The sequence below is a fragment of the Histidinibacterium aquaticum genome (assembly GCF_008710275.1).
GTDB lineage: Bacteria > Pseudomonadota > Alphaproteobacteria > Rhodobacterales > Rhodobacteraceae > Oceanicola > Oceanicola aquaticus.
In genome coordinates this window covers 490,958-517,183 of the sequence record NZ_VYQE01000002.1, presented here as the reverse complement: position 1 = coordinate 517,183, position 26,226 = coordinate 490,958, and the positions used below count along the sequence as shown (strand labels likewise).

Below are 26,226 nucleotides of genomic sequence, written 5' to 3'. Positions count from 1 at the left end.
CCCCATGTATTCCGATCAAGAGCATATCGTTTCCGCCTACGACCGTGACCTCGAAGCGATCCAGGCACTGGTGATGCGGATGGGCGGCCTCGTGGAGGCCGCGATCCTCGACAGCGCCCGTGCGCTGGAGACGCGCGACGTGGAACTGGCCGAGAAGGTCCGCGCCGGCGACCGGACCGTCGACGAGCTCGAGGTCCAGATCAACGAGGAATGCGCCCGCACCATCGCGATCCGCGGGCCGGTCAGCCAGGACCTGCGCGTGCTGCTGACGGTCTTCCGGCTCTCCGGCAGCCTGGAGCGGGTGGGCGACTACGCCAAGAACATGGCCAAGCGGACCTCCGTCCTCGTCGAGATGCGCCCGCTTCCCGGTGCCGACAGCGCCCTGCGGCGGATGGCGCGCGAGGTCCAGCTGATGCTGAAGGACACGCTCGACGCCTACGTGCGCCGCGACGCGGAGCTGGCCGAGGACGTGCGGCAGCGCGACCACGACGTCGACCAGATGTACAACGCCATCTTCCGCGAGTTCCTCACCTTCATGATGGAGGATCCGCGCAACATCACGGGCTGCATGCACCTGCACTTCATCGCCAAGAACATCGAGCGTATGGGCGATCTGGTGACCAACATGGCCGAACAGGTGATCTACCTCGTCACGGCGAAGATGCCCGACGACAGCCGGCCCAAGGGCGACGAGACGCCCTACATGCGGGCCGAGGCCTCCGACGACAAAGGCGAGTAAGAGACCGAGACCATGAGCCCCTCCGCCCAGCCCCACGTCCTGATCGTGGACGACGAACCGGCCCAGAGAGAAGTCCTGGGCTACAACCTAGAGGCGGAGGGCTTTCGCACCTCGCAGGCGGAGGACGGCGAACAGGCCCTGGTCCTGGTCGACGAGGATGCGCCGGACGTGATCGTGCTCGACTGGATGCTGCCGACGCTCTCGGGCATCGAGGTCTGCCGCCAGCTCAAGACCCGGCCCGAGACGCGGGACGTGCCGATCATCATGCTCTCGGCCCGGTCCGAGGAAGTGGACCGGGTGCGGGGTCTCGAAACCGGGGCCGACGACTACGTGGTCAAGCCCTACTCGGTCTCCGAGCTGATGGCGCGGGTCCGCACCCAGCTCCGGCGCGTCCGGCCCTCGACCGTGGGGCAGGTGCTCGAGTTCGACGACATCCGGCTCGACAGCGAGACTTACCGCGTCAGCCGGGCGGACAAGCCGCTGAAGCTCGGCCCGACCGAGTTCCGGCTGCTCTCGACCTTCATGGAGAAGCCCGGCCGCGTGTGGTCGCGCGAGCAGCTGCTCGACCGGGTCTGGGGCCGCGACATCTACGTCGACACCCGCACCGTGGATGTCCACATCGGCCGCCTGCGCAAGGTCCTGACCCAGCACGGCGGCACGGACCCCGTCCGGACGGTGCGCGGCGCGGGTTACGCGCTCGGCTGAGAGCGGGTCGTCGCGGCGATAAACCAGATCACCGCGAGGGCGAGCGAGAGCGAGGCGTTCCAGCTCGCCATCGACAGGCCGAAGAGCTCCCACACGACCTCGTCGCAGAGGACCACCGGGTCGACATCGGCGCCCGGAAGCAGGGCGCTGCTGTCCATGCCGCTCAGCCCTCCCGCGTCGCCGGTGCAGGACGAGGGCCCTTCCCACCATCCGCGCTCGACGCCGGTATGGTAGATGCCGATCCCGGCCGTCGTGAGGGCCGCCAGCCCGCCGATGACGGCAAAGACCCGGGGGGCGATCACCACCGCCAGCGCGCCCGCCGCGATCGCGACCGCATGGGGCCAGCGCTGCCACAGGCACATCTTGCAGGGCGCGTAGCCCAGCGTCTGGAAGAGGAAGGCACCGGCCAGGAGCGCGAGGGAGCCGCCGGCGGCGAGTAGGATGAGCTGGATGCGTGTCATAGCCATGTCACGGCGAAGAAGCCGCCTATCAGAATGATGCAGAAGAGGGTGAAGACGAGGCCGAGCCGACGCTCGATGAAGTCGCGGACAGGGGCGCCGAACTTCCAGAGCAGCGCCGCCACGATGAAGAAGCGCAGGGCCCGGGCCACCAGGGCGGAGAGCGTGAAGACCCAGATGTTGAGGGCGAAGATGCCCGAGGCGATGGTGATGACCTTGAAGGGGAAGGGCGTGATCCCCGCGACGAGGACTGCCCAGGGCCCGTAGGCCGCGAACCGCTCGCCGAAGGCGTCGAACTCCACGCCCTTGCCGTAGAACTCGAGAATCGGCCGGGCGACGGCATCCTCCAGCGCAAAGCCGATCCAGTATCCGGCCAGGCCCCCGGTCACCGAGGCGACCGTCGCGAGCCCGGCGATGACGAAGGCGCGCGAGGGCCGCGCCAGGATCATCGGGATCATGAGTACGTCCGGCGGGATCGGAAAGATCGAGCTTTCCAGGAAGGCGACGATGGCCAGGGCCCACATCGCGTGGCGCGTATCGGCCAGGGCGATCGTCCAGTCGTAGAGGCGTCGGATCATGAAGCTGCGCACTGCCCGGTGTCTTTGCGGCCTCTTAGGCCACTCGCGTCCGCCGGGGTCAATGGCGGCGTTGACGCATCGCGGGGCTGGCGGTAACCGGAGCGTGGGCCGGTGTGGCGGAATGGTAGACGCAGGGGATTCAAAATCCCCCGATGGCAACATCGTGTCGGTTCGAGTCCGACCACCGGTACCAGAGGAGAGAGCGCCCATGATCACGCGATGCGCGAGTTGCTCCTGCGGGCAATTGCAGATCCTCTGCGAAGGGGAGCCGGTCCGGGTCTCCGTCTGCCATTGCCTGGAATGCAAGCGGCGCACCGGGAGCGCCTTCAGTTGGAACGCGCGCTATCCCGAGGGCCGGGTGCGTATCGAGGGCCGGTCGAAGGTTTTCGAGCGGGTCGGGGACGAGGGCAGCCGGCTGCGCTTCCACTTCTGCCCGGACTGCGGCTCGACCGTTCACTACGAGAATTCCGATGCGCCGGGCTTCGTCGCAGTCCCTGTGGGCGGTTTCGCCGATCCGGATTTCCCTGAGCCTACCGTATCGGTCTACGATCCGATGCGCCGGTGCGCCTGGGTCTCGCTGACCGGAGACAACCTCGAACGGCTGGGCTGAGGGCGGCAGAACGGCTGATTCGACGGGAAATTTGTCAAGATTGGGTCAATCGCACGGCGTGACCAAGATTGGTTCTCCAGCGATGACGACCTGGGCAGAGTAGCTCCTCCGATTTAGTTGCCGTCAGGTCATGTTCGCGGACCCTGCCGCGTCCCCGATTTGGAAACAGTCACGGAAGAAGACCCGGCGAAATCGCCGCGATTGCATCCTTATCCGCTAATAACACCCCCGTGAGGGCGTCCCTTCCGACAGAATTGTCCACGATCCGTCGGGAGAAAGGGGGCCGAAATGGGGCGAAAGGCGGGCCGAAAGCGGCGCGGGACGCCGCATTCCCGACAACTTTGTTCTTTGTCGGCGCCGGGTAACGCCGTATCACGTCTTTGCCCGGCTGGGGGGCTTGGTCACTGGGGGTGACCTCGGCGCGTCGTCCGACGATCCGCCGGAACCATAGATGTCTGCGGGTTTCTCGAACCCGGCGCGCCGTGCGAGCGGCCGATCCCGTCCGATGGGCTTTGGACGGGGCAGGGAGAGGTGTCCCTTTTCGGGGCGCCGCCTTTTCTGGCGAGCGGGCCGGTGCGGTCGCGCGAAGGGATAACGGAGTTGAAGATGACGGACGTGAAACTGACTTTCGAGGAGTTCTCCAGGGGTGACGTGATCGAGGATCAGTACGCCGCCCAGGGCGTCCGCATCTATTCCCTCGTCGACGGCAAGGAGAACGACGCGCACAGCCCGGCGATGATCTTCGACAGCGCCCGGCCCACCGGCGGCGACTGGGACCTCAAGACCGACAACCTCGGCAAGGTGCTCATCGTCTCCGAGGACGGCGACGAATGCGACCCCGACGACGAGGCACACGGCGGGGTCATCGGCTTCGACTTCGAAGAGCCGGTCGACATGACCTCGATCACGCTGCTGGATGTCGAGGAAGGCGCGAAGATCAAGCTCTACGACGCCGACGACGCCCTGATCGGCACGAAGTGGGTGCAGACCTCCAACAACGGCCAGTGCGACGTGGACCTCTCGGAGTTCGACGGCGTGGCGAAGATGGAAGTCCAGTTCCACGGCTCCGGCGCACTCGACAACGTCAGCTACTCGGTGCCCGAGCCGGCGGACGATTGCACCTATGACGGAACGGTCGAGGGCACCGACGGCGACGACCTGATCGACGCCGCCTACGACGGCGACCCCGAGTGCGACCGCATCGACAACGACGACGCGCTGCCCAACGGCGGTGACGCGGACCTCGTCGTTGCCGGCAAGGGCGACGACACGGTGATCGCCGGCGCCGCCGACGACACGATCTACGGCGGCATGGGCAACGACACGCTCAAGGGCAACGACGGCGACGACGTGATCTACGGCGACAAGGATCTGCCGGGCACGGAGAAGACCCGCGAAAGCTTCGAGTGGGACAAGCTGACCGACAGCGACGGCAAGGGCGACATCGACGACGGCGACCGTGTGACCCACGTCAGCCAGGACACCGGCAGCGTCTGCGTCACCTTCGACAAGGTCTGGGCGTCGCACGGCGCCAGCCACGAGTTCTCGGACGAGACCCAGTACGTCGAGGGGATCGACGACGGCTCGGAGCAGATCGACGCGGATAGCGGCTTCCGGTCCGACCTGAGCTACGCCGACTACGGCCGTGCCAAGTACCAGTTCGGCTTCGACAAGGAGGTCCATAACGTCGACTTCCGGATCAACGACATCGACGGCTCCGGCAAGGTCACGATCAAGGCCTACGACACTCAGAACAACGAAGTCGCCGTGACCCTGACCAAGGGCGAAGGGCTCGAGTTCGAGGGCAGCAACACCGTCAAGACCGGCTGGGTCGGCACCTACGATGACACCGACTCCGAGAAGTTCTCCTCGCTCGTCACCATCGAGGGTCCCGTCTCGAAGATCGTCGTGGAGCACAGCGAGGGCTACAACAACTCCAGCATCTGGATCTCCGACGTCTACTTCGACGCGGTGACCGAGACGCCCGCCCACGACGGCGCCGGCAACGACTACATCGACGGCGGTGACGGCGACGACGAGATGTACGGCGGCGCGGGCGACGACCGGATCATCGGCGGGGCCGGCAACGACATCGCCTACGGCGGCGACGGCAACGACGAGATGGACGACGTTCGCGGCTCGCAGCGCGACAACGCCGACCACGACACCTACTACGGCGGCGCGGGAGACGACGAGGTCTACACCGGCTACGGCGACGACGAGGCCCACGGCGACGAGGGCAACGACACCGTCTCGGGCGAGTTCGGCAACGACACCGTCTACGGCGGCGACGGCGACGACGTGGTCAAGGGCGGCACCGGCAACGACACGATGTACGGTGGCGACGGCAACGACCGCCTCGTCGACGGCGACGACGAGGACACCGTCTACGGCGGCAAGGGCGAGGACACCTTCGTCAACGGCCGCGGGGCCGACGAGCTCTACGGCGGACTCGACAATGACCTCTTCCTGGGCGGCCAGACCGACGACAAGGTGGTCGGCGGCGAGGATCCGGACCTCGACGGCGACGGCGAGAGCGACGACTGGGACGTGCTCGACCTGACCGGATCCGGCGTCGACTACATCGACCGCGACGACGCGACCGACGGGATCGGGTCGGGCGGCGAGGAGAGCGGCCGGGTCTACTTCCTCGACGGCACGACGATGACCTTCGAGGAGATCGAGAAGGTGATCCCCTGCTTCACGCCAGGTACCGCGATCGCCACCCCGCGCGGCGAGGTGCTGGTCGAGGACCTCAAGGTCGGCGACCGCGTCATCACCCGCGACAACGGCATCCAGGAGATCCGCTGGCTCGGTCACAAGACGATGAGCGGCACGGACTTCGTGCGCGACGCCCATCTCAAGCCGGTGCTGATCACCGCCGGATCGCTCGGGCATGGGCTGCCGGAGCGCGACATGCTGGTGAGCCCCAACCACCGGGTGCTCGTCGCGAGCGACCGCACGCAGCTCTACTTCGACGAGACCGAGGTCCTGGCCTCTGCCAAGCACCTCGTCGGCAAGCCGGGGATCCATCGCCTCGACACGCTGTCGACGACCTACATCCACTTCATGTTCGACCGGCACGAAGTGGTGCTGTCGAACGGCGCCTGGACCGAGAGCTTCCAGCCCGGCGATTGGAGCCTGAAGGGGATCGACACCGACCAGCGGGCCGAAATCTTCGCGCTGTTCCCCGAGCTGCGCGAGGCGCGCGGGCTCGAGGGCTACACCGCGGCTCGCAAGGTGCTGAAGAAGCACGAGGCGCGCCTGCTGGCCGAATAGCCGCGCGCCGGTGCGTCGGACGAGTGACAGGGGCCGCTTTGCGGCCCCTTTTTTCCTGTCGAGGGGAGGGGAGGACTGCGGGAGCGGCTAACCTCCTGGCAGCGCGCGGTTTTCCGGCGGGCTCAATCGACTCGCAGAAGCGTAAAATTGCCCTTGGGGAAGTTGTGCCAGAGGCGGGACAATCGACGGAAAAGCCGCGCACTGGAGCCGCTTTGTGGCCGGAATGCGGCTGCGCTTGGCAAGTTGGGCGGAAATGCGGCATATCCAAGGCACGGGGCATCGCCTCGTGAAGACCACCGAGGACGCCGCTATGACCGCGATCATAAAGGATTTTTCGACCAACCGGGGCGCTCCGGCAGAGGGGCGGCTGCGGCTGGCCGAGGGGACGCGCGTGGCGACGCTTCGCGGCGAAATCCTGGTCGAGGAGCTCGAACCGGGCGCCCGGGTGCTCACCCGGGATCTCGGGCTCCAGACGGTGATCGGCGTGGCGCGGGCCATCGGGACCGAGGGCGCCGTGACGCTCCGCACGGGATGCCTCGGTGCGGGCCTTCCCGAAAGCGACCTGACGGTCGCGCCGGATCACGCCGTGCTGGTCTTCGGTGAGATCGCGCGGGAATTCTTCGGCGCGGACGAGGTCTTTGTCGAGGCACGCTGCCTGACGATGATCGAGGGGGTCGAGGCGGCTGCTCCCGCCGCGGTCTACGACATCGTTCTCTCGGCCCCCGTGATCCTGCTGACTAACGGCGCGTGGAGCGAAAGCCTCACCTGCGCCCGCCCGGCAGCGGAGGAAGATGGCCTCTTCGTGCTTTTCCCGGCCCTTCGCGCGGTGCCGGAGCGCGTCAGCGAGGTCTAGCCCTCTCTCCCATGTAGTCGGCCCAGTCTTCGGGCGTGTCGAGGTCCCGGCAGGCGCGATTTCCCGCCAGCGGTACGAGCTTTGGCGGATGCCGTTTCAGGATCGAAGCCGCGCCACGGTCGCCGCTCAGGTCGGCGAAGTCCGGAAGCAGGCTCCGGTCGAAGAGAACCGGGTGCCCCGGCGTTCCGTCCTCGGCCGTCGCGCGGCAGACGATATCGCCCGGTTCCTTGGCCGCGAGCAGGGTCGCGATGTCTTCGGTCTCGATATCTGGCATGTCGGGCAGGAGCACGAGCAGGTCGAGACCGCGGCGGCCCGCTTCCGCCGCTCCGGCCTTCAGGGATCGTGACAGGCCGTCATTCGCGTCGGGCAATATCTCCGACGATAGATCGGGCCCCCAGTCGCGGAGCGCCTCGCACCGGGCCGGGCGGTCCGTCGGAAGGGTGACGAGGGCAGGGTGCCCCGTCGCCAGTGCCGCCCGGACCTGTCGCCGCAGCAGCGGCTCGCCGTCGATCTCGCGCAGGAGCTTGTCCTCGCCGCGCATGCGGGACGAGGCTCCGGCGGCCGGGATCAGGATCAGCGCCATGCGGTCACCCACGCAGCCGGTCGCCCTCGGGGTCGAAGAGCGGCTCGGTGACGAGGCGGGCCCCGCGACGCTCGCCGAGGATCTCGATCTCGACCTCCAGCCCTGCCAAGGCCCGCTCGCGCGGCACGAAGCCCAGTGCGACGGAGCGGTCGGCCCAGTGGGAGTAGCCGCCCGAGGTGCAGACACCGGCGATTTCGCCGTCGATGTAGATCGGCTCGTCCCCCACCACGTCGGCATCCTCCGCCTCGACGAGGAAGGCCGCGAGGCTGCGGGGCGGGGGAGCGGCGCGCTCGGCCTCCGCCGCGGCGCGTCCGATGAAATCGACGTTCTTGGACCATGCGATGAAGCGGTCGAGGCCGGTCTCGGCCGGCGTGTAGTCCGGTCGGAACTCGCGCAGCCAGGCGCCGAAGAACCGGTCGAGCCGCAGGGACATCATCGCGCGCATGCCGAAGGGTGTCATTCCGGACGGTTGTCCGGCTTCCCACAGAGTTGTCCACAGGCTGCGCTGATCCATCGGATCGCAGTAGATCTCGTACCCCAGGTCGCCGGTGTAGCTGATCCGCTGCACGAGGCAGGACGTCTGACCCAGCGTCATCCGACGCAGATCGAGAAAGCGCAGATCCGTGGCCTCCCGCGTCGCCCGGGACAGGATGTTGCGCGCCTCTGGTCCCGCGATCTGGAATCCGGTGAGGGCGTCGGAGACGTTATTCACAAGGCAATCGGGCGCGGAGTGGCGCTCGAACCAGCGCTGATGCACGGTCTGCGCGCCGTAAGAGGCTGTCAGGTGGAAGGTTTCCTCGTCGAGGCAGGAAATGGTGAAATCACCGAGGAGCCGCCCCGAGGGGGCGAGCATCGGCGAGAGGGTGATACGCCCCGGACCGGGGATGCGCCCGGCCATGATCCGGTCGAGCCAGGCCCTCGCGCCGGGTCCCGTGGCCCGGAACTTGCCGAAGTTGTGCACTTCGTTGATGCCGGCGCCTTCGCGGACCGCGCGGACCTCGCGGCGGACGGCGTTCCAGGCGTTGGAGCGGCGGAAGGATGGGGTCTCGTGCCGGGGCTCGTCGCCCCGGGCAAAGTAGTTCGGCACTTCCAGCCCGAACTGGTGCCCCCAGACCGCACCGAGATCGCTGAAGATGTCGTACATCGGCGTCGTCCGATGGGGTCGGGCGGCGGGGAGTTCCTCGTTGGGATAGGAGACCGAGAAGCGGCGCTGGTAGTTCTCGACCACCTTGGGCCGCGTGTAGCCCGCGTTGATCCAGGGGCCGAAGCGGGCGACGTCGAGGCCGGAAACGTCGCGCTCGGGCTCGCCCTCGATCATCCACTGGGCCAGCACCAGCCCGACGCCGCCGCCCTGGGAAAAGCCCGCCATGACGCCGCAGGCAGACCAGAAACCGGGCATGCCGGGGACCGGGCCGACCAGCGGGTTGCCGTCGGGGGCGAAGGTGAAGGGGCCGTGGATCACGGACTTGATGCCCGCCCGCTCCAGCACCGGGAAGCGGTTGTAGGCAAAGGCAATGGAGTCCTCGATCTTGTCGTAGTCGTCGGGCAGCAGCTCGTGGCCGAAGTCCCAGGGGGTGCCGTCGATGGCCCAGGGGCGGGCCTTCTGCTCGTAGAAGCCGATGCAGAGGCCGCGGCCCTCTTGCCGGAGATAGCTCTCGCCGCCGGGGTCGAGGACGTGGGGATGTTCCTCCCCTCGCTCGTAGATCTCGGGGATCGGTTCGGTGACGAGGTACTGGTGCTCCATCGGATGAAGCGGCGCGTAGACGCCGGCCATGGCTGCGACCTCTCGCGCCCAGAGGCCGGCGGCGTTGACGACGTGCTCGGCCTGGATGGTCCCCTTGTCGGTCTCCACCTCCCAGCCGTCCAAATTTGGACGCATACCCAAGACCTTGGTATGCAAATGAATTTCGGCTCCGCCCATGCGGGCGGCCTTGGCGTAGGCATGGGTCGTCCCGGAGGGGTCGAGGTGGCCGTCGAGGGGGTCGTAGAGAGCGCCGAGGATGCCCTCGGGGTTCACGATGGGGGCCATCTTCAGGACCTCCTCGGGCCCCAGCAGCTCGGTCTCGAGTCCCATGTACCGGTGCTTCGCGCGCTCGGCCTTGAGCATGTCGAGCCGGTCGCGGTTGTCGGCGAGGGTCAGGCCTCCGACGTGGTGCAGCCCGCAGGACATGCCCGTGAGCTCCTCCAACTCTCGGTAGAGGCGGATCGTGTAGCCCTGCAGCGCCGCCATGTTGGTGTCGCCGTTCAGCGTGTGAAACCCGCCTGCCGCATGCCAGGTGGAGCCGGAGGTCAGCTCCGACCGCTCGAGCAGCATGACGTCGGACCAGCCGAGCTTGGTCAGGTGATAGAGCACCGAGCAGCCGACGACGCCGCCCCCGATGACCGCGACCCGCGTGGTGGATTTCATGGCCTACTCCCGTCCCGTTGGGGGCGAGCCTAGGACGCCTTCACGCGACGCGGAATGGCCGCGAGCGACATTTCCGGGCCCCGCGGGCGACGGTCAGGCGGGAATGGCGGCGATCAGCAGCCCGATGGCGTGGTCGACCGTCTCGGCCCGCACGCGGTCGCGGCCGAGCGCGCCGAAATCCACGGTCTCGGTCTGGGTGCCGATGGACCGGGCGATACCGAAGCAGACGCGCCCCTCGGGCTTGGACTCGGAGCCGCCGGGGCCCGCGATCCCGGTGACCGAGACGGCGATCTGCGCCTCGGACCGGGCCAGCGCGCCCTCGGCCATTTCCGCCGCGATCTCCTCGGACACCGCGCCGCAGCGCTCCAGCGTCTGGGGGCGGACGCCGAGCATCTGCACCTTCGCCGCGTTGGAATAGGTGACGAAGCCCCGGTCGAATATGGCAGAAGCGCCGACGATGTCGGTGATGCGGCCCGCGATCAGGCCGCCGGTGCAGCTCTCGGCGGTGACGATCATCACGCCCGCCGCCTCGGCGCGTTCGAGCAGCGCGCTCACAGGATCACCGGGAGATGCGCGAGGGCGGCGAGGATCACCACGCCGATCGCCGCGAAGACGCCGGCCACGATATCGTCGGTCATCACGCCCCAGGCGCCGCCCATGGCGTCGGCGCGCCCGACGGGGCCGGGCTTCCAGATGTCGAAGAGGCGGAACAGGGCGAAGGCCGCGATCCAGCCGGGCCAGAGTGCCGTGACCTCCGCGCCGACCTGCCAGGCGCCAAGGGAGACGGGCAGAAGCGCGACCCACTGTCCCGCCACCTCGTCGATGACGATATGGCCGGGATCCTTTTCGGGGCCGTTCGCCGTCTCGCGCGGGGTGGCCCAGAGGCCCGCGGCGAAGGCGGCGCCCGTGGCGGCGATCAGCAGAAGCGGGCCGCCGGTCCAGTGCAGGACCAGCGCGACGGGCAGCGCGGCGAGCGATCCCCAGGTGCCGGGGCCGGGACGCAGGAGGCCCACGTAGAAGAAGGTCGCGACGAGCCGGCTCATGTGCTCACCAGCGTCACGCTCGCCATGGCGGCGATGCCTTCCTCGCGTCCCGTGAAGCCCAGCCTCTCGGAGGTGGTGGCCTTCACGCTGACGCGCTCCGGATCGATATGCATGATGTCTGCCAAGGTCTCGATCATCCCGGCGGCGTGGGGGCCGATCTTAGGGCGCTCGCAGATGAGCGTCACGTCGGCGTTGCCGAACCGGAACCCCCGGGCGGAGACGCGGTTGCAGGCGTGCTCGAGAAAAATGTGGCTCGCGGCGCCTTTCCACTGGGGATCGGACGGCGGGAAGTGGCGGCCGATGTCGCCCTCGGCGAGCGCACCGTAGATCGCGTCCGTCAGCGCGTGCATTCCGACGTCGGCGTCCGAGTGCCCGTCGAGCCCGCGCTCGTGGGGCAGGGCGACCCCGCAGAGGACGACGTGATCTCCGGGTCCGAAGCGGTGCACGTCGAAGCCGGTTCCGGTGCGGACATCCATGGTACGGCCTTTCAGAAGGCGCTCGGCGCGCGCGAAGTCGCCGGGCGCGGTGATCTTTAAGAGATCGGCATCGCCGCCGACGATCGCCACCTCGAGCCCCGCGCCGCGCGCGACCGAGACGTCGTCGGCGTGCCCGGGCGCCGCGGCTCGGTGGGCCGCGAGGATATCGGCGAAGCGGAAGGCCTGCGGCGTCTGGGCGCGCCAGAGGTTCTCGCGGTCCTGGGTGCCCGCGACGCGCATGTCGGAGCCGATCCAGAGCGCATCGCTCACCGGCAGGGCCGGGGCGGCGCCCGGTGCGTCGTCCAGGGCGGCGAGAACGCGACCGACGAGATTCGGCGTGACGAAGGGGCGGGCGGCGTCGTGGATCAGAACGCGGTCCGGCGCATCCAGGGCCAGCGCTTCCAGCCCGTTGCGGACGCTGTCCTGCCGTGTCTCGCCACCCTCGGTGGTCTCGATGTCGAGCTCGGCGGTCTCTCCGGGGCTGACCACGGCGAGGATCCGGTCGATCCCGGAGGCGCGGAAGCCTTCGATGGCATGGTCGATGACGCGCCGGTCGCCCAGCGGACGCCACTGCTTGGGCAGACCGCCTCCGGCGCGCAGGCCGCGTCCGGCGGCGACGATGAGGGCGGCAGTTCGCATGGGCCCCTCTTAGGGCCGGCCCGGAGGATAGGCAATTCCCGCGCCGCTCCGGCCGATTTTGCCTAATTATTAAGCGAGAGACGGCATGACGCCCGGTGCGGACGGCAAGCCGTTGTGAAACGTCACAGGGGCCGTTAGGTGTCCGGGGGTAACGCACAAGAAAACGGCACATGAGCACGAAAGCCGCAAATACTGCCGGGATCGACCTCGGAAATCTGAGCCTGACGCCGCCGGTGGCCCTCGCGCCGCTCGCGGGGATTACCGATTTGCCGTTCCGCCGGCTGGTCGCCGGCTTCGGCGCGGGCTGGGTCGTCTCCGAGATGGTGGCGAGCCAGGAGATGGTGCAGGGGCACATGGGAATCCGCGCGAAGGCCGAGCTCGGCTTCGGCGACGCGCGGACGGCGGTGCAACTCGCCGGGCGCGAGGCCTACTGGATGGCCGAGGCCGCGCGGCTGGCCGAGGCGCAGGGCGCCGCGATCATCGACATCAACATGGGCTGCCCGGCGAAGAAGGTGACGAACGGCGCCTCCGGCTCTGCGCTGCTCCGCGAGCCGGACCACGCGCTGCGGCTGATAGAGGCGGTGGTGGGCGCGGTCTCGGTCCCGGTGACGCTGAAGACGCGGCTCGGCTGGGACGACGACCTGCTGAATGCCCCCGATGTCGCGGCACGGGCCGAGGCGGCGGGCGTGCGGATGGTGACAATCCACGGACGGACGCGCTGCCAGTTCTACAAGGGCCGCGCCGACTGGGCGGCGATCTGGCGGGTGCGCGAGGCGATCTCGATCCCGCTGGTGGCGAACGGCGACATCACCGGCCCGGCCGAGGCCCGGCGGGCGCTGGAGCTCTCGGGCGCGGAGGGCGTGATGATCGGGCGCGGGGCGCAGGGGCGGCCCTGGATCGTGGCCGAGGTGGCGCATGCCCTCTATGGCGCACCGGCGCCGCGGGTGCCCGAGGGGGATGCCTTTCTCGACATGGTTTCAGGGCATTACGAGGCGATGCTCGCGTTCTACAGCAAGGAGTTGGGTGGCCGCGTCGCGCGCAAGCACCTCGGCTGGTACATGGACGAGGCGGACACGCCGGGGGCTCTGCGCAAGGCCGTCCTGACGGCGGGCGATCCCGCCGAGGTGCTGCGGCGCCTGCCCGATGCACTCGGCCGCGCGAGGGAGGCGGCATGAGCATCGTCGATCCCGCCCTCTGGAATTCGCTGCCCGTTCCGGCGCTGCTGCTGGCCGACGACGACACCATCGCCGACAGCAACCCGGCGGCGGAGAGCTTTCTGAACCTCTCGGAGCGGGCGCTGAAGGGCGCGCCCGTCTGGGACAAGGTGATGATCGACGCCGCGATCGAGGATCCCTTCACCCGCGCGCGCCACAACCGGACCTCGCTCTTCGTCAACGACGTGGACGTGGGATCGGGCGAGCGGCCTCCGGTGCAATGCAACATCCAGTTCGCGCCGCTGGAGGGGGCCGCGGGCTACACGCTGATGATGATCTCGCCGCGCGAGCTGGCGAGCCGGGTCACGCTCAACGCGGCCTCCGGAAAGGCCGCCCGCTCGGCCATCGGCATGGCGGAGATGCTGGCGCACGAGATCAAGAACCCGCTGGCGGGGATCACCGGGGCGGCGCAGCTGCTGTCGATGAACCTCGAGAGCGGGGACCTCGAGCTTACCGACCTCATCGTCGAGGAGAGCCGGAGGATCGTCCAGCTGCTGGAGCAGGTCGAGCAGTTCGGCAACCTGCGGCCGCCGGAGACGCGGGCGGTCAATATCCACGACCTGCTGGATCGCGCGCGGCAGTCGGCCTCGGTGGGCTTCGGCGCGCACATGACCTTCGTGGACGACTACGATCCCTCGCTGCCACAGACCTGGGCGGATGCCGACCAGCTCCTGCAGGTCTTCCTCAACCTGCTGAAGAACGCGAGCGAGGCGGGGCAGGAGGGCGGCACGATAAAGCTGCGGACCTTCTACGAGCCCTCCCTTCGGGTGAAGAGCAAGGACGGCTTCCCGGTGCGGTTGCCATTGCAGGTCGAGATCATCGACGACGGGCCGGGCCTGCCGCCCGAGATCGCGGGAGAGATCTTCGAGCCCTTCGTCTCCGGCCGGGAGAACGGGACCGGGCTCGGCCTCGCGCTCGTCTCCAAGATCATCGCCGACAACGGCGGCTGGATTTCCGTCGACTCGGTGCCCGGCCGGACCGTCTTCCGGCTGAGCCTTCCGCGCGTTCCCAAGGACGCCCCCGTGACCGAAGAGGATTGATATGGACGGCACAGTTCTCGTCGCAGACGACGACCGCACCATCCGCACCGTTCTGACCCAGGCGCTCACCCGGGCGGGCTGCAAGGTGCACGCGACCTCGTCGCTCGTGACGCTCATGCGCTGGGTCGACGAGGGCAAGGGCGACCTGGTGATCTCGGACGTCATCATGCCGGACGGGAACGGGCTGGAGCAGCTGCCGATGATCTCGGAGAAGCGGCCCGGGCTGCCGGTCATCGTGATCTCGGCGCAGAACACCATCATGACGGCGATCCAGGCGGCGGAGGCAGAGGCCTACGACTACCTGCCCAAGCCCTTCGACCTGCCGGACCTGATGAAACGCGCGGGCCGGGCGCTGGAGGTCAAGCGTCGCGCGCCGCCGCCGCGCCCAGAGGGCGTCGCGGAGCAGGACGGCGAACTGCCGCTGGTCGGCCGGACGCCCGCGATGCAGGCGCTCTACCGGCTGGTGGCTCGGGTGATGAACACCCAGCTGCCGGTTCTCATCACCGGCGAGAGCGGGACGGGCAAATCGCTCATCGCCCGCGCGATCCACGACTTCTCCGACCGGCGGACACTGCCCTTCGTGGTGGCGAACGCGGCCGACCTGGAAGGGGCCGACGGGCCCTCGGCGCTCGTCTCCCGCGCGAAGGGCGGCTCGCTTGTCTTTGACGAGGTTGGAGATTTCCCCGACGAGGCGCAGGCCCGGATCGTCCGCATGCTGGACACGCTGGGCGACAGCGGGCCGCGCATCATGTCGACAAGCCAGGTCGACCTGATGAGCCGCATGGAGGCCGGCGAATTCCGCGAGGATCTCTACTACCGCCTCGGCGGCGTGACGCTGACCGTGCCCTCCCTGCGGGAGCGGGTCGACGACATCCCGCTTCTGGCCGAACACTTCCTCCTGCGGGCGGAACGCGACGGCGCCTCGCTCAAGCGGTTGAACGCGCAGGCGCTGGAGCTGGTGCGCGCCTACTCCTGGCCGGGCAACGTGCGGCAGCTGGAGAACGCCATCCGGCGGCTGGTCTTCACCGCGACGGAAGACGAGATCACCCGCAGCGAGGTCGAGCATGTCCTGGGCAACCAGCCCGCCATGGAGCCTCTGAGGGGTGGCGGCGAGGGAGAAAAGCTCTCGGCCTCGGTCGCGAAGCACCTCCGGCGCTATTTCGACCTGCATGGCGGCGTGCTGCCGCCGCCCGGGCTTTACCAGCGCATTCTCAAGGAGGTGGAGCTGCCCCTGATCGAGATCGCGCTCGATGCGACGGGGGGTAATCAGGCCAAATGTGCCGATCTCCTGGGCATCAACCGCAATACCTTGAGGAAAAAGATCACCGACCTCGATATCCGCGTGACACGGCGCCGTAAGTTGATGTAAAACCGCCACAGAACCGTGGCGATCGCGACATGTCGCGACAAGATCACGGGAAATGGCGGATGGGTCACAGTCGTGGCCATAGGACAGGGCGAGCACGTGCGGCGGTCCCCTCTGGATCTGAAGCTGGGCCGGCTGAGCCGGTGGCGGCGCAGGGCGCAGGTGCGCACTGCTTCCACGCTGGGCCTCGTGATCCTGGGCCCCGTCCTCGCAGGTCTGACCCTCTCCGCCTTCGGTCCCTTGGAGCAGGGGGCGAACTCCCTGGCCCTGCGGCTCGTCCTGACGGCGGACCTCGTCTACGTTCTGGTCGTCGCGGCGCTGGTCGCGCAGCGGGTCTTTGCCATGGTCGCGGCGCGGCGGGCGAAGTCCGCCGGCTCACGGCTCCACCTGCGCCTGACGGGCGTCTTCGCGCTGCTGGCGCTGATCCCGACCGTGCTCGTCGCCGTCTTCGCGGTGGTGACACTCAACATCGGCCTCGAGGGCTGGTTCTCTGACCGGGTGCGCAACGTGGTGGGCTCCTCGCTCTCTGCCGCGCAGGCCTACGAGGAAGAGCACCGGCAGGAGCTGGCGCGCGACGGGCAGGCGCTGGCGCAGTACCTCAACCAGGAGCGCGAGCAGACCTTCTTCATGTCTCCCGGCGAGATCCGGCAGGCCTTGGGCCGCGTCCAGGCCCAGATCGAGCGCGGGTTGTCCGAGGCCTTCGTCATCGACAGCGAGGCCGAGATCGTGGCGCGGGGCGCGCGGTCCTATCTCTTCGACTATGAGCAGCCCGATCCGGCGGTGATCGAGGAGGCGCTCAGCGAAGGCATCGCGATCATCGAGGACTGGGACAGCAACGAGTTCCGCGCGCTGATCCCGCTCGACGCCTTCGTCGATCATTTCCTCTATGTCAGCCGCGAGGTCGACGGCTCGATCCTGTCCCTGCTGGACGAGACGCAGGAGACGGTGGCGCTCTACGAGCAGCTGGAGCGGGACCGGGGCAGGGTGCTCTTCGAGTTCGGCCTGATCTACCTGGGCTTCGCCGTCATCCTGATCCTCGCCGCCATCTGGCTGGGGCTCTGGTTCGCCGAGCGGCTGGCGCGGCCCGTGGGGCGGCTCGTGACCGCGTCGCAACGGGTCGGGACCGGCGACCTCGACGTGCGGGTGCGCGAAGAGGAGGGCGACGACGAGATTGCCCTCTTGGGCCGCCATTTCAACAGGATGACCGCCGAACTTAAGGCGCAGCGTGAAGAGCTGCTGGAGCGGACCCGCCAGGTCGAGCGGCGGCGGAGGCTCTTCGACTCCGTGCTCACCTCGATCACGTCCGGTGTCGTCGGCCTGAACGCGCGGGGGCAGGTGAGCTTCGTGAACCGCTCCGCCAAACGGCTGCTCGACGTGGACGAGACGACGGAGGACACCGATCTCGCGGTCGCCGTGCCGGAGTTCGGCGAGCTCTTCCGGCGGCTCAAGCGCGAGAAGCGCAGCGTGGTCCAGGACCAGGTGAACCTCGTGCGGACCGGCAAGCAGGAGAGCCTGCTGGTGCGCATGTCGCCCAGGCGCGGCGAGACTGGAAAAATCGAGGGCTACGTCGTGGCCTTCGACGACGTGACCGACCTCGTGAGCGCGCAGCGGATGGCGGCCTGGGGCGACGTGGCGCGGCGGATCGCGCACGAGATCAAGAATCCGCTTACGCCGATCCAGCTCTCGGCCGAACGCATCAAGCGCAAGTTCGGCAAGCTGGTCTCCGAGGAGGAGGCCGAGGCGCTGGACAGCATGACGGCGGTCATCGTGCGGCAGACCAACGACCTGCGGCGGATCGTCGACGAGTTCTCAAAGTTCGCGCGGATGCCCGAACCGGAGCGCGTCCGCCACGACCTGACGGGCCTCGTGCGCGACGCGATCTCGCTTCAGGAGGCGGGCCAGCCGGAGGTGCGCTTCGAAAGCGAGCTGCCCGACGAGGCGGTAATCGGACAGCTCGACGCCACGATGATCTCGCAGGCGCTCACGAATCTCATCAAGAACGCAGGCGAAGCCATTGAGACGCGGCGAGAAACCGGCGCCGAGGTCGAGCCGCGGATCCGCGTCTCGATGACCTGGGCCGACAACGAGGCGCGTATCGAGATCGCCGACAACGGCATCGGCCTGCCCGAGGACCGGGCCCGGCTCTTCGAGCCCTACGTCACCACGCGCGAGAAGGGTACCGGCCTCGGCCTGCCCATCGTCAAGAAGATCATCGAGGAGCACGGCGGCACCCTGACGCTTTCGGACGCCGAACCCCTCGACGACACGGGCCACCGCGGCGCGCTGGCCATCGTCACACTGCCGGTCGCGCAGATCGCGGCCCCCACTCCAGAAAAAGAAGCGGTATGAGGTAGAGGATGAGCGACATTCTGATCACCGACGACGAGCGGGACATCCGGGAACTGATCTCGGAGATCCTGCACGACGAGGGCTACACGACGCGGCTCGCGGGGACGTCCGAGCAGTGCATGGCCGAGCTCGGAAAGGCGCCGCCAGCGCTGATGATCCTGGACATCTGGCTGAAGGACAGCGGGATGGACGGGATCGAGATCCTAAAGAGCGTCAAGCGCGAGCATCCCGACATCCCCGTGGTCATCATCTCGGGGCACGGCAACATCGAGACGGCCGTCGCAGCGATCAAGCTCGGGGCCTACGACTTCATCGAAAAGCCCTTCAATATCGACCAGTTGCTGGTCGTCATTCGACGCGCGATGGAGACCTCCCGCCTGCGCCGCGAGAACTTCGAGCTGAAGCGAGGCGAACAGGGCGCGACCGAGTTGCTGGGCGAGAGCGGTTCGTTCCGCTCGCTCAAGTCGCAGCTCGACAAGGTCACCCGGTCCAACGGCCGTGTCATGCTCACCGGGCCGGCGGGCGCCGGCAAGGAGGTCGCTGCCCGCTACATCCACGCCAAGTCCAGCCGCGGGCAGGCGCCCTTCGTCTGCGTGAACTCCGCCTCGGTCGAGCCGGAGCGGATGGAGGAGGTCCTCTTCGGCCGCGAAAGCCCCGAGCGGGGTGTCGAGCGCGGCCTGCTGGAAGAGGCGAACGGCGGGGTGATCTACTTCGACGAGGTGGCGGATATGCCCCTCGGCACCCAGTCCAAGATCCTGCGGGTGCTGGTCGAACAGCGCTTCCAGCGGGTCAACGGCCACGAGAAGGTCGAGGTCGATATCCGCGTGATTTCCAGCACCAACAAGGACTTGCAGCGCGAAATTCAGGAGGGTCGCTTCCGGCAGGAGCTCTTCCACCGGCTGAACGTGGTGCCGATCTCGGTGCCCTCGTTGGAGGACCGGCGCGAGGACATTCCGCTGCTCGCGGAGCACTTCATCGAGATGTTCAACCGCACCCAGGGTCTCCCCCTGCGTCCGCTCGCCGAGGACGCGCGGGCGCTACTGCAGACGATGACCTGGCCCGGCAACGTGCGCCAGCTGCGCAACGTGATCGAGCGGGTGCTGATCCTGGGCGAAGGCAACGGCGAGATCACGGCCCGCGATCTGCCCTCGACCGACGAACGCACAGCGACCGACGAGGACCGCGTCGTGCTCTCCGGCGGACTGGCGACGCTGCCGCTGCGCGAAGCGCGAGAGCTCTTCGAGCGGGAGTACCTGCTCACCCAGATCAATCGCTTCGGCGGCAACATCTCCCGGACCGCGGCCTTTGTCGGGATGGAGCGCTCGGCGCTGCACCGCAAGCTCAAGAGCCTCGGGGTCGTCACCTCCACGAAGGCCGGCGCCCGCGTCGCGCATGTGGAAGGCTAGGTGCAGACCCGGCGGCTGACAGCCGCGGGGATCGAGACCCACTGCCTGATCGCGGGGCCCGTGGAGGCCCCGCCGGTGCTGTTGCTGCACGGCGGTGGGCTGGACCGGGCCGCGCTCGCCTGGAGCGAGACGATGCGGGCCTTGCAGCCCACGTTTCGCTGCTATGCGCCGGACCTGCCGGGTTACGGCAGCTCGGGCGGCTTCGCCGGACCCCACGACCTGGGGCAGCTCACCGACTGGGCGCTCGCGCTGATGGACGAGCTGGGTGTGGCCCGCGCCCATGTGGTCGGCAACTCCATGGGGGGCGGCATCGCGCTGCGGCTCGGGCTCGATCATCCCGAGCGCGTGGACCGGCTGGTGCCGGTGGGGGCCTACGGTCTCGCGCCGCGCTACATCGGTCAGCCGGCACTCTGGGTGCTGGCGCGGTTCGGCAGCTCGCGGCTCGTCTCCGCCACCGCCGCCCGGTGGGAGCTGGCCGCACGGGCGGCATTGCGTTGGGTCTACGCCGATCCAAAGCAGATCACGCCCGAGGTCCTCGCTGGCCTCAGGGAGGAGGCGCGGCGGCAGCTGAGGCGGCAGAGCTTCAGGCGGTTCCTGATGGCCGAAGCGGCGCCGACGGCTTTCCGGAGCGCGATGCTCGACAGGTTGCCGCAGATGGAGCGACCGACGCTTCTGATCCACGGGACGAGCGACCGCATCGTGCCGATCCGTCATGCCCGGCGGGCCGCGCGGCTCGCGCCGCAAATCGAGCTCTACGAGATGCCCGTCGGGCACTGGCCGATGCGCGAGCGCCCGGAAATATTCCTGTCGAAGCTGCGGGCGTTCCTGACGGACTAGTGCCGCGTGGCGGAGGGATCGTCCTCTTCGCCGAAATCCGCGCCCGCTTCGATCTCCGAGATGACCTTGGCCCAGAGCTCCGGCGGCTGGGCGCCGGGGACCGCGTGACGCTGGCCGACGATGAAGGTTGGTACGCCGGTCACGCCCATCTCGCGGCTATGGGCATCGCGCTTGCGGATGTCCTCGACGTCGGCGTCGGAGGCGAGCAGCCGCATCACGACGCCCGCGTCCATCTCAGCGCCGTCCGCGATGTCGGCGAGAACGTCATGCTCGCCGATGTCGCGGTGATCGCGGAAGTAGGCCTCGAAGAGCCGCTGAACCACGAGGCTCTGGCGCTGCTCGATGCCGGCCCAGTGGATCAGGCGATGCGCGTCGATCGTGTTCGGCACGCGGGGCAGGGCGGCGAAGTCGATCTCGAGCCCCGCCATCTTGGCGTGTTCCGCGATCTGCTCGTAGGCCTGGGCGCCCGTGGGGTCGCCGAACTTGGCCTCGAGGTAGACGGCGCGCTCCATCCCTTCGGGCGGCATGTCCGGGTTCAGCTGGAAGGGGTGCCACTCGATCTGGAAGGGGTTGCCCGCCGACTCCAGCGCCCGGTCGAGCTGCGTCTTGCCGATGTAGCACCAGGGGCAGATCGGGTCCGAGAGGATGTCGAGCTTGACCATGGGCGGGGCCTCCGTTCGTCCGGGGTCGGGGCTACGCGGCGCGGGCCGCCATTGCAAGGCTCGCGCGGCAGGCCTAAGCCAGCGCCATGAGCGAGACCGATCCCAGATCCACCATACGCGTCGCCCGAGCCGAGGGCACGGAAGAGAGTGCCGAGCCGCTCGACCTCGGGCTGCGGGTGCGCGAGCTGCGCAAAGAGCGCGGCTGGACGCTGGAGCAGGCGGCGCGCCAGGCGGGGCTTGCCCGGTCGACGCTGTCCAAGATCGAGAACGGCCAGATGTCGCCGACCTACGACGCGCTCAAGAAGCTGGCGACGGGGCTCGACATCTCCATTCCCCAACTCTTCACTCCGCCAGCGGATACGCGGGTCAACGGGCGGATGGCGGTCACGCGGGCGCACGAGGCCGCGGCGCATGCGACGACGACCTATGAACACGATCTCCTGGCGGAGACTCTGCGGCAGAAGAAGATGCTCCCCTACCGCGCCCGCATTCGCGCGCGCCGGTTCGAGGAATTCGACGGCTGGGTGCGGCACGACGGCGAGGAGTTTCTCTACGTCCTGACCGGACAGGTCCGCCTGTTCACCGAATTCTACGAGCCGGTGGACATGAAGCGTGGTGACAGCGCCTATTATGACGCCACCATGGGCCACAACGTCGTGTCGATCAGCGCAGAGGACGCGACGATCCTCTGGGTGACTTCGCAGAGCTGAAAGGCCCGATAGCTAGTCGGCCATCGCCTTGCGGCTCTCGTGCGCGACGCGGCGCAGGCGCATGGCGAAGAGCAGATCGTCGAGCTCGCGATCGGCCTCGCGCTTGGTGAGGTCGTGACGCTCGGCGATCTTGTCGATTGCGGCCTCCTTGTCTGCGCCGACCTCGACGATCATGTCGCGGTCGATCCGGGGAAACCGTCGGCGGAGCTGCGGGAGCGCGGGGTCGGGCTGTCGGGCGATCTGGTCCCAGGTCATGCGGTGCTCCTTACATGGGCGCTCAGGTGTCGCGGCCGATGGGGCGGTCGGAGACGCCTTCGTCCCCGAAATCGCCATCCTCGGCATAGACGTCTTCCCCTTCCGGGATATGGGCGGCGGCGTCCCTGATCCGCTCACTGTCCCGGGAGGGGTCCATGACGGCATCTGCGGGCTCCAGCCCCATCAGCCAGTCGGCGATCTCGCTGTCGGCGACGGAGGGGCTGAGGCCAAGCTGGCGGGAGAGAAGAGCGCCGAACTCGGTGCGGTCGCCCTCTGTCGCGAGGACGTCGTCCTCTTCCAGCTCGGGCCAACGCGTGAGGATTTGGGGCACATGCGCTTCCCAGTTGGTTTCGACGTCGCTCCAGTTCATGGCGAGTTCTCTCCTGTCGGTTTCCCTTGATCCTGAAGGGAGGAAACCGATGCGCTCGCCGCGGGTTCCAGCGGGCCGGTCAGATGGCGCGCCGTGCGCGGCGAAGCGCTCGCTCCTGGCGGTCCCACCACCAGTCTAGGCATTCCGCCGCTTCGGTCCGCGTGAGGTCATGCGTCTCGGCCAGATAGGTGACGAGGCGGGCGCGATCCCCCCGCCAGCGCGCGAGGGCGGTGCGGTCCAGCTGCCGGAATTCGGTCGCCAGACGGTCGAGAAGGGCGGGCCAGAACGTGGCGGGGTCGGTCCGGATCATGCGGTCTCTCCTTTGCCTTCGCCTGCGACCGATGGGAGCACGAAGTCATTGAGGGAGGATTAATGGCTCACGCCGCCTCGGGCCGGACGGGCTCCTCCCCGGCGAAGCGGCTCCGGACGGCAAGCGCGGTCAGAGCGGGCAGGGCGGCGGTCCCCAGGAACATGGTCCAGTCGCCGAAGACGTCCGAAGCGAGGCCCGCGAGGCTCGGTCCAAGAACGCTGCCCGCCGCGGTCGCCAGAAGCGCCGAGGTGAAGCTGAGCGAGGGGAAGCCCGGGAAAAGCTTCTCCGACCAGAAGGCAAGGACCGCGCTGGTCATCATGACGTGAACGCCCTGCAGGCCCGCCGAAACCCCCAGTCCCGCCCAGCTGCCGGGAAACAGGACAACGAGGGACACTGAAACCGCCGCGGACAGCATCAGCAGGCGCAGCAGCCAGGCCAGGCCGATCGCGCGCTTCAGACGGCCCGTGAGGAGGCCGGCGAGCCCGCAGGCCCCGTAGACCATGAAGACCACGGCAGGAGTCGCCTGGACCGGGATCCCGGGCAGACCGCCCGAGTCCACGAAATGATCGCCGGCGAAAGAGATGTAGATGGCGGAAACCGTCCCGTAGACGAAGGCGATGACGAAGAGAGGCAGCGCCGCCACCCGCAGCATTTCGCGCCAGGCGCCCGGGGGCATCTCGCGGTCGTCCTTCTCGACATGGCGCAGTGCGAACCAGTTGGCGAAGAGCGCCAGGGCTGCCGCCGTCGCGAAGAAGGCCCAGCACATCCGCCACGACAGGCCCGCGTAAACCATTGCCAAGGCGGCGAAACCGGCACCGAAGATACCGAGGCTCGTGCCGGTGCTGATCTCGGAGAGCGCCAGGGGCCGGTCGACCTCCCGGATCTTGCGGTGCACGGCGTCATTGAAGGGCGTCCAGGCGAAGCCCGCGCTGGACGCGGTGAAGAAGACGCCCACGGCGAGGACGGCCAGGTTCGGCGCGGCGGCCACGGTCGCCATCCCCACGGTCGCGGACAGGAGGCCGGAGATCACGGGAAACTCGGGGCCACGCCGGGTCAGCAGGGGCTGCGCGATCAGCAGGGCGAGGAAGAAGCCGAGGAAGCCGAGGCTCGAGATATAGCCGACCGCCGAGGTCGACATGTCGAACGCGGTCCGCAGTTCGGGCACGAACAACCCGAAGCCCATGCGGCCGGGGCCGTAGCTGATAGCCGTTGCGGCGAAGCCCGCGGCGGACAGGCTGTGGAAGTCGTTCATGGTCAGCCTCCGTTGGCCCGCAATGAAACGCGCGGGACGGAGGTTCCTGAGCGGAAGCCGGATGCGAAAACGCCCGCCGGGTCTCGGCGGGCGTTCGCTCAGTCGACGAGGTGCGAGGTCACTCCTCGTACCACCAGACGTCGGGCTGCCAGTTCGTCCAGTCGCCGAAGATCGGAATCTCCTCGGGGTAGTGCAGGTTCGCGTCGTGGGCGAGCCAACTGACGTTCCAGGCGTAGGTCGGGATCACGTAGCGGCCGGCGGTCAGCACCCGGTCGAGCGCCTTCGCGGCCGCGTAGAAATCCTCGGTCTCTTCGGCGGTGAGCAGCGTGTCGATGAGGCCATCGACTGCCTCGGACTTCACGCCCATGAGGTTGCGGCCGCCGACAGTGTCCGCCGCCTCGGAGCCCCAGTAGAGGTACTGCTCGGTCCCCGGCGAGAGCGAGAGAGCGCGGCGGAACCAGGTCATGTCGAAATTGTAGTTGTCCGTCCGCTCCTTGTACTGGGCGCTGTCGGCCGAGGAGACGGTCGGGAAAATCCCCAGCCGCTCGAGGCTTTCAAGGTAGGGATCGGTGAACTGGGTCTGCTCGGTGACGCCCTGTTCCAGCAGGATCTCGAACTCGAAGGGCTCGCCCTCTTCGTTCTTGAGCACGCCGTCCTGAACGGTCCAGCCCGCTTCCTGCAGGAGGTTCATCGCCTCGCGGATATTGCCGCGGTTCCGGAGCGTGCCGTCGCTCTCGGGGAGCGAGTAGCCCTCGAGCGCGCCTTCCGGAAGGTCGTCGTACTGTTCCAGCATCTCGCGGACGCGGCCCTCGGCGGGCTCGCCCACCTCCATGCCGAGCGGCGAGTTGGAGAAGTAGGACTGGATCCTCGGCTGCGTTCCGCCGGAGAGCGCGTCGTTGATGGCCTCGAAGTTGAAGGCATGCATGAGCGCTTCGCGAACCCGGATGTCGTCGAAGGGCGCGCGGCGGGTGTTCATGACGAAGCCCGTCATGCCCGTCGGCCGCTCGTGCGGGATCTCGGACTTCACGATCTCGCCTTCGTCGATGGCGGGGAAATCGTAGCGGTCCTGCCAGCGGCCCGCGTTGAACTCGCGCTGGGTGGTGACGATGCCCGCCTTGAAGGCCTCGAAGGCCGCGGTCTCGTCGCCGAAGAACTCCAGCCGGTATTCGTCGAGATTGTAGGTGCCGTTCCGGAACGGGACGACGTCCCATCCCCAGTAGTCGGGATTGCGCTCCAGGACGACGTAGCGGCCCAGCTCGTAGTCGCCGATCACGTAGGGCGAGGAGGCGATGGGGACGATGCTGTCGCCCTCCTCGGCGAAGTCGATGCCCTCGAACTGCTCCTTCTTGAGGATCGGGCGCATGCCCGCCAGCAGCGCGAGCTCACGGTTGTCGGTGTTGAAGGTGATGCGGACTTTGCGCTCGCCGGTCTGCTCGATCGACTCCACGGAGGACCAGAACCCTGCGTAGCGGGGGTGACCCTCGGAACCGAGGGTCTCGAAGGACCAGATCACGTCCTCGACGGTCACCGGGGAGCCGTCAGAGAATTCGGCCTCGGGCCGGAGGGTGAATTCCACCCACTCACGATTCGGGCCGGTCTCGACGGATTCGGCCAGCAGGCCGTAGAGGGTGAAGGGCTCGTCGAGCGAACGGCCCATCAATGTCTCACCGACGTGGAATCTGATCTGCCAGGGGACATTGCCCTTGCGGATGTAGGGATTGAGCGAATCGAAGCTGCCGACATTGGCCTCGACGATGCGTCCGCCCGTGGGCGCATCGGGGTTCGCGTAGGGGAGAGCCACAAAATCGGGTGGGAGCTCGGGCTCCCCGTACATAGCTATGCCATGCTGCGGCTCGGCGCCGACGGCCTGGGCGGCCAGACCGAGTGCCAGCGCACCAAGGCTCGCGCGCAGACCGCGCAAAAACTTAGGTTCCATATCGGCGACAATCCCCTGCTGCTCGTTGTCAGTTGAGGAAACGGTAAAGGGGAGCGCCAGCGTTATCAAACTTTTAGGTTGGCGGCGGGCGACGGATTGCTTATAAGGGGGGCACTGCTCGATAGGTTTCTTGCCTGTATGAAACCTGC

25 protein-coding genes and 1 tRNA gene are annotated in these 26,226 nt (G+C 68.1%); 13 read left to right on the top strand and 13 right to left on the bottom strand.

Going from position 1 to position 26,226, the window contains the following annotated elements:
- Positions 1–4 precede the first annotated feature (4 nt).
- Together phoU and phoB are read left to right on the top strand one after the other, a co-directional pair.
- A complete protein-coding gene (gene phoU / locus F3S47_RS07960; protein ID WP_396279826.1) occupies positions 5–739 on the top strand; it encodes a phosphate signaling complex protein PhoU in 735 nt (244 codons plus the stop codon).
- A gap of 12 nt (positions 740–751) precedes the next feature.
- Positions 752–1,444 carry a phosphate regulon transcriptional regulator PhoB gene (gene phoB, locus F3S47_RS07955; RefSeq protein ID WP_150444710.1) on the top strand — a complete coding sequence of 231 codons (693 nt, stop codon included), beginning with the start codon at positions 752–754 and terminating at the stop codon, positions 1,442–1,444.
- Here phoB and F3S47_RS07950 read toward each other — a convergent pair.
- A complete protein-coding gene (locus tag F3S47_RS07950) occupies positions 1,429–1,905 on the bottom strand; it encodes a disulfide bond formation protein B (protein ID WP_150444709.1) in 477 nt (158 codons plus the stop codon). The two genes, phoB and F3S47_RS07950, sit on opposite strands and share 16 nt — an antisense overlap.
- A complete protein-coding gene (locus F3S47_RS07945) occupies positions 1,902–2,480 on the bottom strand; it encodes a YqaA family protein (protein WP_150444708.1) in 579 nt (192 codons plus the stop codon). The genes F3S47_RS07950 and F3S47_RS07945 overlap by 4 nt, the downstream gene beginning before the upstream one ends.
- Before the next feature lie 107 nt (positions 2,481–2,587).
- Here F3S47_RS07945 and F3S47_RS07940 point away from each other — a divergent pair.
- From F3S47_RS07940 to F3S47_RS07925, 4 genes are all read left to right on the top strand, one after another.
- A tRNA-Leu gene (locus F3S47_RS07940) sits at positions 2,588–2,673 on the top strand.
- Between the two features lie 15 nt (positions 2,674–2,688).
- Complete coding sequence (locus tag F3S47_RS07935; RefSeq protein ID WP_150444707.1) at positions 2,689–3,090, top strand: GFA family protein; 402 nt, start codon at positions 2,689–2,691, stop codon at positions 3,088–3,090.
- A 606-nt stretch (positions 3,091–3,696) separates the two neighbouring features.
- On the top strand, positions 3,697–6,369 hold the full coding sequence (locus F3S47_RS07930; protein WP_150444706.1) for a Hint domain-containing protein: 2,673 nt from the start codon (positions 3,697–3,699) through the stop codon (positions 6,367–6,369).
- A 310-nt stretch (positions 6,370–6,679) separates the two neighbouring features.
- Entirely contained in the window at positions 6,680–7,222 is a 543-nt protein-coding gene (locus F3S47_RS07925; protein ID WP_191090114.1) for a Hint domain-containing protein, read from the top strand.
- On the opposite strand, the gene F3S47_RS07920 is transcribed toward F3S47_RS07925, so the two are convergent.
- From F3S47_RS07920 to F3S47_RS07900, 5 genes are all read right to left on the bottom strand, one after another.
- Positions 7,209–7,805 (bottom strand): nucleotidyltransferase family protein, encoded by a 597-nt coding sequence (locus tag F3S47_RS07920; RefSeq protein ID WP_150444704.1) that lies wholly within the window; start codon positions 7,803–7,805, stop codon positions 7,209–7,211. The two genes, F3S47_RS07925 and F3S47_RS07920, sit on opposite strands and share 14 nt — an antisense overlap.
- A gap of 4 nt (positions 7,806–7,809) precedes the next feature.
- On the bottom strand, positions 7,810–10,212 hold the full coding sequence (locus F3S47_RS07915; protein ID WP_150444703.1) for a GcvT family protein: 2,403 nt from the start codon (positions 10,210–10,212) through the stop codon (positions 7,810–7,812).
- Between the two features lie 93 nt (positions 10,213–10,305).
- On the bottom strand, positions 10,306–10,767 hold the full coding sequence (locus tag F3S47_RS07910; RefSeq protein ID WP_223877757.1) for a CinA family protein: 462 nt from the start codon (positions 10,765–10,767) through the stop codon (positions 10,306–10,308).
- Positions 10,764–11,255 (bottom strand): phosphatidylglycerophosphatase A family protein, encoded by a 492-nt coding sequence (locus F3S47_RS07905; RefSeq protein ID WP_150444702.1) that lies wholly within the window; start codon positions 11,253–11,255, stop codon positions 10,764–10,766. The genes F3S47_RS07910 and F3S47_RS07905 overlap by 4 nt, the downstream gene beginning before the upstream one ends.
- Positions 11,252–12,370 (bottom strand): bifunctional 2-C-methyl-D-erythritol 4-phosphate cytidylyltransferase/2-C-methyl-D-erythritol 2,4-cyclodiphosphate synthase, encoded by a 1,119-nt coding sequence (locus F3S47_RS07900; protein ID WP_150444701.1) that lies wholly within the window; start codon positions 12,368–12,370, stop codon positions 11,252–11,254. Before F3S47_RS07900 ends, F3S47_RS07905 begins: the two co-directional genes overlap by 4 nt.
- Positions 12,371–12,540: 170 nt before the next feature.
- Between F3S47_RS07900 and dusB the strand changes: the two genes are divergently transcribed.
- From dusB to F3S47_RS07870, 6 genes are all read left to right on the top strand, one after another.
- Positions 12,541–13,545: a tRNA dihydrouridine synthase DusB gene (dusB, locus tag F3S47_RS07895; protein ID WP_150444700.1), complete on the top strand. Its 1,005-nt coding sequence runs from the start codon at positions 12,541–12,543 to the stop codon at positions 13,543–13,545.
- A complete protein-coding gene (locus tag F3S47_RS07890) occupies positions 13,542–14,624 on the top strand; it encodes a two-component system sensor histidine kinase NtrB (RefSeq protein ID WP_150444699.1) in 1,083 nt (360 codons plus the stop codon). The genes dusB and F3S47_RS07890 overlap by 4 nt, the downstream gene beginning before the upstream one ends.
- Position 14,625: 1 nt before the next feature.
- Positions 14,626–15,993 (top strand): response regulator, encoded by a 1,368-nt coding sequence (locus tag F3S47_RS07885; RefSeq protein WP_150444698.1) that lies wholly within the window; start codon positions 14,626–14,628, stop codon positions 15,991–15,993.
- A gap of 78 nt (positions 15,994–16,071) precedes the next feature.
- Entirely contained in the window at positions 16,072–18,339 is a 2,268-nt protein-coding gene (locus F3S47_RS07880; RefSeq protein WP_150445038.1) for a sensor histidine kinase NtrY-like, read from the top strand.
- 8 nt (positions 18,340–18,347) lie between these two features.
- A complete protein-coding gene (ntrX, locus tag F3S47_RS07875; RefSeq protein ID WP_150444697.1) occupies positions 18,348–19,745 on the top strand; it encodes a nitrogen assimilation response regulator NtrX in 1,398 nt (465 codons plus the stop codon).
- On the top strand, positions 19,746–20,582 hold the full coding sequence (locus tag F3S47_RS07870) for an alpha/beta fold hydrolase (protein ID WP_150444696.1): 837 nt from the start codon (positions 19,746–19,748) through the stop codon (positions 20,580–20,582). It begins immediately after the preceding gene.
- Here the strand turns inward: F3S47_RS07870 and F3S47_RS07865 are convergent.
- Positions 20,579–21,244 (bottom strand): DsbA family oxidoreductase, encoded by a 666-nt coding sequence (locus F3S47_RS07865; protein WP_150444695.1) that lies wholly within the window; start codon positions 21,242–21,244, stop codon positions 20,579–20,581. The genes F3S47_RS07870 and F3S47_RS07865 overlap by 4 nt on opposite strands.
- A gap of 86 nt (positions 21,245–21,330) precedes the next feature.
- On the opposite strand from F3S47_RS07865, the gene F3S47_RS07860 reads away from it, so the two are divergent.
- Positions 21,331–21,954, top strand: coding sequence for a helix-turn-helix domain-containing protein (locus F3S47_RS07860; protein WP_150444694.1), 624 nt, complete (start codon positions 21,331–21,333; stop codon positions 21,952–21,954).
- A gap of 12 nt (positions 21,955–21,966) precedes the next feature.
- Here the strand turns inward: F3S47_RS07860 and F3S47_RS07855 are convergent, their stop codons facing one another.
- From F3S47_RS07855 to F3S47_RS07835, 5 genes are all read right to left on the bottom strand, one after another.
- The gene (locus F3S47_RS07855; RefSeq protein ID WP_150444693.1) at positions 21,967–22,209 is read right to left on the bottom strand and encodes a hypothetical protein; all 243 of its coding nucleotides are present in this window, start codon (positions 22,207–22,209) and stop codon (positions 21,967–21,969) included.
- Positions 22,210–22,231: 22 nt separating this feature from the next.
- The gene (locus tag F3S47_RS07850; protein ID WP_150444692.1) at positions 22,232–22,579 is read right to left on the bottom strand and encodes a CsbD family protein; all 348 of its coding nucleotides are present in this window, start codon (positions 22,577–22,579) and stop codon (positions 22,232–22,234) included.
- 79 nt (positions 22,580–22,658) lie between these two features.
- Positions 22,659–22,889, bottom strand: coding sequence for a hypothetical protein (locus F3S47_RS07845; protein ID WP_150444691.1), 231 nt, complete (start codon positions 22,887–22,889; stop codon positions 22,659–22,661).
- Positions 22,890–22,956: 67 nt separating this feature from the next.
- Positions 22,957–24,141 (bottom strand): MFS transporter, encoded by a 1,185-nt coding sequence (locus F3S47_RS07840; RefSeq protein ID WP_150444690.1) that lies wholly within the window; start codon positions 24,139–24,141, stop codon positions 22,957–22,959.
- Between the two features lie 118 nt (positions 24,142–24,259).
- Positions 24,260–26,077, bottom strand: coding sequence for an extracellular solute-binding protein (locus tag F3S47_RS07835; protein WP_150444689.1), 1,818 nt, complete (start codon positions 26,075–26,077; stop codon positions 24,260–24,262).
- Positions 26,078–26,226: the final 149 nt, after the last annotated feature.